Source organism: Halocynthiibacter namhaensis, from assembly GCF_000812685.1.
Classification (GTDB): domain Bacteria; phylum Pseudomonadota; class Alphaproteobacteria; order Rhodobacterales; family Rhodobacteraceae; genus Halocynthiibacter; species Halocynthiibacter namhaensis.
The window spans coordinates 80,141-87,274 of sequence record NZ_JWIF01000011.1 but is presented as its reverse complement, the minus strand read 5'-3'; the positions used below and the strand labels follow the sequence as shown (position 1 = coordinate 87,274).

Annotated in this window: 10 protein-coding genes, 1 tRNA gene and 1 pseudogene; 7 read left to right on the top strand and 5 right to left on the bottom strand. The window is 52.6% G+C overall.

Annotated elements, in window-relative coordinates; genetic code table 11:
- Window positions 1-27: 27 nt before the first annotated feature.
- Window positions 28-213 (bottom strand): annotated as a pseudogene (locus RJ38_RS01485) (transposase); the annotation flags it as partial.
- Window positions 214-394: 181 nt separating this feature from the next.
- Here RJ38_RS01485 and RJ38_RS18715 point away from each other — a divergent pair.
- The 3 genes from RJ38_RS18715 (at window position 395) to hemF (ending at window position 1,986) form a co-directional block, all read left to right on the top strand.
- The gene (locus RJ38_RS18715) at window positions 395-553 is read left to right on the top strand and encodes a hypothetical protein (protein ID WP_156121709.1); all 159 of its coding nucleotides are present in this window, start codon (window positions 395-397) and stop codon (window positions 551-553) included.
- A gap of 85 nt (window positions 554-638) precedes the next feature.
- A tRNA-Arg gene (locus RJ38_RS01480) sits at window positions 639-715 on the top strand.
- A gap of 365 nt (window positions 716-1,080) precedes the next feature.
- Window positions 1,081-1,986: an oxygen-dependent coproporphyrinogen oxidase gene (gene hemF / locus RJ38_RS01475; protein WP_039017156.1), complete on the top strand. Its 906-nt coding sequence runs from the start codon at window positions 1,081-1,083 to the stop codon at window positions 1,984-1,986.
- Between the two features lie 19 nt (window positions 1,987-2,005).
- Here hemF and RJ38_RS01470 read toward each other — a convergent pair whose 3' ends face one another.
- Window positions 2,006-2,722, bottom strand: a complete 717-nt coding sequence (locus RJ38_RS01470; RefSeq protein ID WP_039017138.1) for a response regulator — start codon at window positions 2,720-2,722, stop codon at window positions 2,006-2,008.
- A 228-nt stretch (window positions 2,723-2,950) separates the two neighbouring features.
- On the opposite strand from RJ38_RS01470, the gene mce reads away from it, so the two are divergent.
- Genes mce through RJ38_RS01455 form a run of 3 tightly spaced genes read left to right on the top strand, consistent with a single transcriptional unit; the run spans window position 2,951 to window position 4,746 of the window.
- The gene (mce, locus tag RJ38_RS01465) at window positions 2,951-3,355 is read left to right on the top strand and encodes a methylmalonyl-CoA epimerase (RefSeq protein ID WP_039017137.1); all 405 of its coding nucleotides are present in this window, start codon (window positions 2,951-2,953) and stop codon (window positions 3,353-3,355) included.
- Complete coding sequence (locus tag RJ38_RS01460) at window positions 3,355-3,648, top strand: DUF1467 family protein (RefSeq protein ID WP_039017136.1); 294 nt, start codon at window positions 3,355-3,357, stop codon at window positions 3,646-3,648. The genes mce and RJ38_RS01460 overlap by 1 nt, the downstream gene beginning before the upstream one ends.
- A 51-nt stretch (window positions 3,649-3,699) precedes the next feature.
- Entirely contained in the window at window positions 3,700-4,746 is a 1,047-nt protein-coding gene (locus tag RJ38_RS01455) for a flavin monoamine oxidase family protein (RefSeq protein ID WP_039017135.1), read from the top strand.
- 36 nt (window positions 4,747-4,782) lie between these two features.
- Here the strand turns inward: RJ38_RS01455 and RJ38_RS01450 are convergent, their stop codons facing one another.
- From RJ38_RS01450 to RJ38_RS01440, 3 genes are all read right to left on the bottom strand, one after another.
- Window positions 4,783-5,472, bottom strand: coding sequence for an EI24 domain-containing protein (locus RJ38_RS01450; RefSeq protein WP_039017134.1), 690 nt, complete (start codon window positions 5,470-5,472; stop codon window positions 4,783-4,785).
- A 137-nt stretch (window positions 5,473-5,609) separates the two neighbouring features.
- Window positions 5,610-5,981 carry a diacylglycerol kinase gene (locus RJ38_RS01445; protein WP_039017133.1) on the bottom strand — a complete coding sequence of 124 codons (372 nt, stop codon included), beginning with the start codon at window positions 5,979-5,981 and terminating at the stop codon, window positions 5,610-5,612.
- Window positions 5,978-6,328 (bottom strand): YigZ family protein, encoded by a 351-nt coding sequence (locus RJ38_RS01440; RefSeq protein WP_039017155.1) that lies wholly within the window; start codon window positions 6,326-6,328, stop codon window positions 5,978-5,980. The genes RJ38_RS01445 and RJ38_RS01440 overlap by 4 nt, the downstream gene beginning before the upstream one ends.
- Before the next feature lie 185 nt (window positions 6,329-6,513).
- Between RJ38_RS01440 and RJ38_RS01435 the strand changes: the two genes are divergently transcribed.
- Window positions 6,514-7,107, top strand: a complete 594-nt coding sequence (locus RJ38_RS01435) for a nitroreductase family protein (protein ID WP_238321619.1) — start codon at window positions 6,514-6,516, stop codon at window positions 7,105-7,107.
- Window positions 7,108-7,134 lie beyond the last annotated feature (27 nt).

The window sequence follows — 7,134 nt, the reverse complement described above, 5'->3', positions numbered from 1 at the left end:
TTGCTACGCAATGCCCTGCCGGGCAACGATCATCAGTTCAGGATCAATCGACGGACGCCCAGTTGAGCTATAAAACTGCGCCAGATGCGCACGCACGCCAGATAAATCAATGATACCGTCGATTGTCCGCAAGACATGATCTACAGGAACATGATCCTCGATAGAGAAGTCATAAAACAGAGCGCGTTGCGCTTCTTGCCTTGGTCCTAACATCTCAACAATCTCCCATCACAATGAGGGGATTGAATCAGTCAGGCCGTTCCAAATCAACAGGAGTTTTTCAACAGAATAAGAACTACGCGGTCATTTTCAATTTCATAGCGGGAGTGATCCTGCCGATGGCCATGTTGGGCCGGTCGTTGTTGTAAGTCCAGAGCCATTTCGGGGCGTTATAGTGCAGCCAGTAGACTTGCTGAAGCTGGATGCACAGATCGCATCAATTACTGGGCACAAAAGTCTCGAAATGGTGAAGGAATATTCAAAAGGTACAAGTCGAAAAGTGCTGGAAAAGCAAGCCGTAGCCAAACTTGAACAGAACAAAAAACAAACGTAAAAGTGGGAAACAAATTCTCAACTAGCAGTGCATTCTGCCTAGACGCCCCCCTTTATTGTGCATATTCATGGCATTGCAGTCTAATGGCCCCGTGGCTCAACTGGATAGAGCAGCCCCCTCCTAAGGGGCAGGTTACTGGTTCGAATCCAGTCGGGGTCACCAAAAACACCATTTGTGCCAAAAAAGGCAGAAGTCTGTGCAACCTGGCGTTGGATCTCTTGAATTCTGACCTATAGATCTTGTTTTTACATTCAAAATCAAAAGATTAACCTACATCTTTTCAATCATTAGCTTCCTTCCTGCGCTGACATATCCTGTTATTTGACAGATGGGTCTTGTTGCTCTCTTTGTCACGGCACAGGTTCCGGAACCTTTCATACCCATCAGCCTGCCAAACGCGGTGGGAGCTACCCGCAGCCCCTTCCTTCTTTACGGTTCGTTTGGCTGCGACATTTTCCCGTTGTTCTGGTGGAATCTTATCAAACGATCTACAAAGCGGAAAACTGACTTTTGAGCGGGAAAAGATGATGACCACGACAGCCCTAAACGACATGACCGCCCAGAAGCAGGAAGCAACCGCTTGGTTCCGCACCTTGAGGGATGAAATTGTTGGACGTTTCGAAGCGCTTGAAGACAGTCATGATAGCGGTCCGTTTTCGGATCAGTCGGCAGGCAAGTTTGAAATATCTGAAACCACGCGGAATGCGGAAGATGGGTCGGATGCCGGCGGTGGGCTGATGTCAGTGATGCGCGGAGGGCGCGTTTTTGAGAAGGTCGGCGTGAATATCTCAACCGTTTATGGAACATTGGGAGAGCGGGCCGTATCGGCAATGGCGGCGCGTAAAGACCTGCCTGGCATGAAAGATGATCCAAGATTTTGGGCGGCTGGAATTTCATTGGTTGCGCATATGCAAAACCCCTTATGCCCAGCGGTACATATGAATACACGTATGTTTTGGACGCCGCATGGGTGGTGGCTTGGGGGCGGTTCAGATTTGAACCCAGCCGTTGAATTCGACGAAGACACGTCGGACTTCCACGCGGTTCAAAAGGCCGCCTGCGACGCGCATAATTCTGACTATTACACACGATTTAAGGCCTGGGCTGACGAATATTTCTACGTGCCCCATCGCGGGCGTGCCCGAGGTGTGGGCGGCATTTTCTTTGATGATCACAACACCGGCGATTGGGGGCAGGATTTCTCGTTTCTCAAATCAGTTGGGCAGGCATTCCTACCCGCTTTTGTGCCATTGGTTGAACGTCGTCGCGGCACAGAATTCACGGAAGCGGACAAAGACACCCAACTTGTGCACCGCGGGTTATACGCGGAATACAATCTGGTTTGGGATCGCGGGACCAAGTTTGGCCTGGAAACCGGCCATGACGCCAATGCCGTGTTGATGAGCTTGCCACCGATGGCGAAATGGGTGTGATATTCGTGCTGGATACGCCCTAGATCGCACCACTTGACGCAATGCGTTCTTGGACCAATCCATTAAGATGCGATAGGTCTGAGCGTATGTCCGGGGCGTTGTTGCGATGTTCGGACAACATCTTCGCCGCTGTTTCCAACTGAGTATCCGCCGCACTTCGGGCAAGCCCACCTAAGAATTGCGATACATAATCCAACGTTTTTCCATCAGGGCTGCCGTCCAGAACCGTGGCGATATGGGCCAGATCATCCCGATAGGCAATGGGATCGGGCGTGATGTTACTGTCGTTCGTCGGCCTTGGGCCGGTGGGGCGGCGATCTATAGGCAGGCCAGACAAAATCTTGTTCTGAAATGCCGCAAGATTGTTGATGGGTTTGTCCAAGAAACCATCTGCACCAGCGTTATACGCAAGCGCTTCTGCCCCCGGGTCACCCGAGGTTCCAAGCACCAGATTTACGCGTGGCATGGCCGTATCCAGTTCTTGGATCAATTCTTCCCCCGATCCATCAGGCAAGCCAAGGTCAATGATAACAACGGAAGGACAATACACCTGAAGATGGCGGCGGGCAGAAGCCAAACAGTCGGCGCGCCGAATGCGCGCACCAGATCTCAAACACAGCAAACGCATGGCCTCGCAGGCAAAGCGGCTGTCTTCCACGACAAGTACGGTTAATCCGGCAAGTGGGCGTTCTGCGGTTGGCACCTGCGTGGCCATCAGGCTTTCTAGGTCGTCCATTCCCCTATCCTTTCACAATTATTGGGTCAAACGTCGGACGCGACCCAGTAAACATTAACTACCCCTTCAGTCTGGGTTGAGTCGGTGAACACCGCGTTAACAGAGCCATTAAAATCACATCGCATATTGCAAACACCGCGACAGAATGTGTCATCACGGATGCCCCAGAGAGCTTGCGCCAAAGCAGCGCCCCGGTCATAAGGTTTCAAACATACGGGAGAATACATCATGATCGGTCGTCTCAACCACGTGGCTATTGCTGTGCCAGATTTGGAAGCCGCCAGCGCGCAGTATAAAAACACTTTGGGTGCCAATGTCGGCGCCCCCCAGGACGAACCTGATCATGGGGTAACGGTGGTCTTTATTGAGCTGCCAAACACCAAGATTGAGCTGTTGTATCCTTTGGGCGAAAATTCCCCAATCAATGGTTTCCTTGAGAAAAATCCAGCGGGTGGCATTCACCATATTTGTTACGAAGTCGATGATATTCTTGTTGCACGCGACAAAATGAAGGCTGAAGGCGCACGGGTGCTTGGTTCGGGCGAACCCAAGATTGGGGCACATGGAAAACCCGTTTTATTCTTGCATCCCAAAGACTTCAACGGATGCCTTGTCGAATTGGAACAAGTCTAATGGCTGTTACGTCTGCGATCGTTTTATACGCTGTTCTATGGTTTTTGACCTTTCTATGTGTGCTGCCTGTGCGCCTGACGACGCAAGGGGACGAAGGCAAGGTTCTGCGTGGCACCCACGCCGGGGCGCCTGCAAACCCGCAACTTAAGAAGCGTGCCCTGATCACGACGGGGATCGCGGCTGTGGTTTGGGCATTTCTCTTTTGGATCATCGTCTGGGAGATCGTGACCGTGGCTGATGTTGATGTGTTCAACCGCCTAAACGCAACCCCCGAAGCACTGTCAGCGGATTAAGCCGGAAAGATGGATGCCACAAGATGTCCTGTAAAGTGACAAAGGGTTGATATGAAAACACTGATCATTGGCGGTGGCCTATCTGGTCTTGCCCTTGCGGATAGGCTTGAGGCCGCAGGGCATGACTATCTATTGGTTGAGGCCCGTGATCGTTTTGGCGGGCGCATCCAAACCCAATATCTAGACGACGGCTATTTTGATATGGGGCCCGCTTGGTTTTGGCCAGGACAGCCGCGCATTGCCGCCCTTATTGAACGCCTGGGCCTTGAGAAATTCGATCAGTTCAGTGCCGGGGATTTAACCTTTGAAGATCCGCATGGCCAAGTTCAACATGGGCGTGGGTTTTCATCAATGGAGGGCAGCTGGCGGCTGAAAGGCGGCCTGCAAGCACTGACCCAATCGCTGGCGGATCGCCTACCTGGTGATCGTAAGCTTCTAAATGCACAGGTCATTTCACTGACGGATGCGGATCAGGGCATCGTCGCACATCTGGCCAATGGCGACAGAATATCCGCAGATCAAGCGGTTCTCGCCCTGCCCCCACGCGTCGCCGCAGAGATCACTTTCACGCCTGACCTGCCATTGGCCGCACGGACGTCCATGCAACAGATCGCGACCTGGATGGCAGGTCAAGCCAAAGCCATTGCCGTATATGACACCCCCTTTTGGCGAGACGCAGGTTTGTCCGGTGATGCCACAAGTCGATTTGGCCCATTGGTTGAAATCCACGATGCCTCACCGGCTGAGGGTGGCCCCTTTGCGCTGTTCGGCTTTATCGGTATTCCGCCCCAATCGCGCAGGGATGAACCCCGTTTGCGCCAGCATATTCAGGCGCAACTCATACGTCTGTTTGGGCCGGATGCAGCTGCGCCCAAGCAGCTGTACATCAAAGACTGGGCCTTTGACCAAAACACATCAACCCAAGCCGACCTGGAACCGCTATATGCACATCCTGATTATGGATTGCCACAAGCGATGGCCCACCTATGGGACGGGAAAATCCGTTTCGCGGGAACCGAAGTCGCCGCCCAATTCGGAGGTTACATCGAAGGTGCATTGGAAGCCGCCGACGCAGCCTTCACGCAAGTGACGGCTTAAGCCATAGGCGCGGATGGAAAGACGTATCAGCCTAGATCAGCTTTGTGGCAAGCGGTGATATAAATGCGTGAATGTCGCAACGCCAAACACCGGGATCAACAGGCTTATGAACGGGAACAAAAGCGGTGCTGTCATGAGGCAACCTGCGAACCAAATCTCAAATCGGTGACGTTTGCGCAACGCATCTGCATCCATCGGGCTAAGGCGTCGTTCTGCCACCATGGTGAAATATTCGCGCGACAACAGATAACCGTTCAACCCAACCCAAATCAGCGGCGCGAATGGGGCAAGGAAAATGTAAAAGATCAGCGCAATAAGGTTTGCGATCACCATGACGGCCAGAAAGCGCGATGATTGCACGGCCATTTCTGCAAAGCTGCGGTGACGGACTTGGGGCAGATATGCATGGTGTTTTTCTTCCACCGCGTCGGCGACTTCGTCCAAAAATATGCCGGTGAACAGGGACGCGACCGGCACCATCAGGAAGACCGACAACCCCATCATCGCCACCAATGAGACCCAGGATAGAACTTCGTGGATGCCCCCAATTTCGCCGATCCAAGGCAGTGTAATTTGATCGGGTGTGACAAGGCTGAGAATTAAAACCAAGATCGCATAAAGCCCAAACAGCAAACCCAAGGCCAGCAAAATACCAAGGATGACCACACGGCGAAACTTTGGGTCCCCCGCCTGCGCAAGCGCTTTTGTAAAGTCAGAAAAAATCAATGTGAAGGCCTTTGAAATATATCATATCATGCAAGATATGGGGACGGACAGGACCTTAGACAAGGGCAGCCCAGCCCGATTGTCTTACCCCGATTGTCCCGGTCCGCCTGTCTCGCACGACCAAGATCGCGACCTGATTATGCGTACAGACGTATCAGCACCACAGCCCAGGCCACACCTGCCGCAAGTGCCGTGACGGCCACCCCCGCGCTGCCAAGGTCTTTGGCTTGTTTGGCGAGATCATGTTTCTCTTGGGTGATCAGATCGACACAACGTTCAATGGCAGTGTTAAACAGTTCCGCCGCGAGGACCAGAACACCCAATGCCAAGATAGCGGCGCGTTCCCCACCGGACAAAGGCAACCACAGCGCAAGGGGGGCTGAAATCGCATTGGCGACCAACCACTGCTTTAGGCTTTGTTCTTCTTGCCAGCAGTTCACCCAGCCTTCCCAAGACCAGATACAGCGCCATTTAAACCGATCCCATTGTGCTTTGAATTGGGCCTTCATGTCTTTTCCTTAAGATAATAGTTCACAGCATCCTGCACCCGACGAAATCGGTCTCCGCCCAGTTTTGTGCCGCCATACCAACGCGTTACAACAACAATATGGTTGCGCAGTTCTTCGCGTTCCAACATGCGCACGATCACCATGCCAGCACCGCTTTCCCCGTCATCGTTTTTCAGCGGCCCTTCATCCAGCAAACACGCCCATGTGTTATGGGTGGCTTTTGCGAATTTCTTCTGACGCTTAAGCTGTTTCAAAAATGCCAAGGCCTCGGGCTTAGAGGTCACTGCCCCGCCTGAAACTGCATATTTGCTGCCGCGATCATTTATGATGCCATCAAAAACTTCCATCTTGCAGGTGTATATCGCGCGTTTCAGAAGGGAAACCCCCTGTTCTTTGACGCCGCGCGATCGGTGGAAAATGACGTCTGGTTCCTCTGGCATTGTGCCCGGAAGGTCGCTATCTAAAATGTGAAAGCCAGTGTCAGTCAAGCCACATGACCACCAGCCAGACAGTCTAATCAAAAGGAAGATGAATGATGGATATTAAAGCTCTGGCACCGAATGCGGCTGTGATGGATTTTCTGCTGACCCGACGCTCTCGCCCTGTGCGCAGCCTAAAAGCACCGGTGCCAACACGCGATGAACTGGCACCAATCTTAACCGCAGCAGCACGCACGCCAGACCATAAAATGTTGGTCCCTTGGCGGTTTATCGTCTTGGAACGTCCGGCCCTTCAACGGCTTGCCCCTTTGGTTAAGACACATGGGACGGCCGCAGGTGTGGATGCACAGAAGGTCGAAAATATTTCGGGTTTCTTTGGCAATGCCAATTTGGTTGTCGCCGTGGTCTGCGCCTATAAAGACTGTGATGATTTCCCGCGTATTGAACAAGATTTATCCGCTGGTGCCGTCTGTATGGCCATGCTGAATGCGGCGCAGGCCTCTGGGTGGGGTGCGAATTGGCTGACCGGTTTTACAGCATTTCACAAAGGTTTTTTAGCTGAGGGTCTGGGCATCGAAGGCGATGATTATGTCGCAGGCTATATCCATATCGGAAGTGAAGGCGCGACACCACAAGACCGTAGACGCCCGGATATCGATGCCATTACCGATTGGGTTTCCAGCTAAACCCGACGCAACTTAGGCCATAGCAAG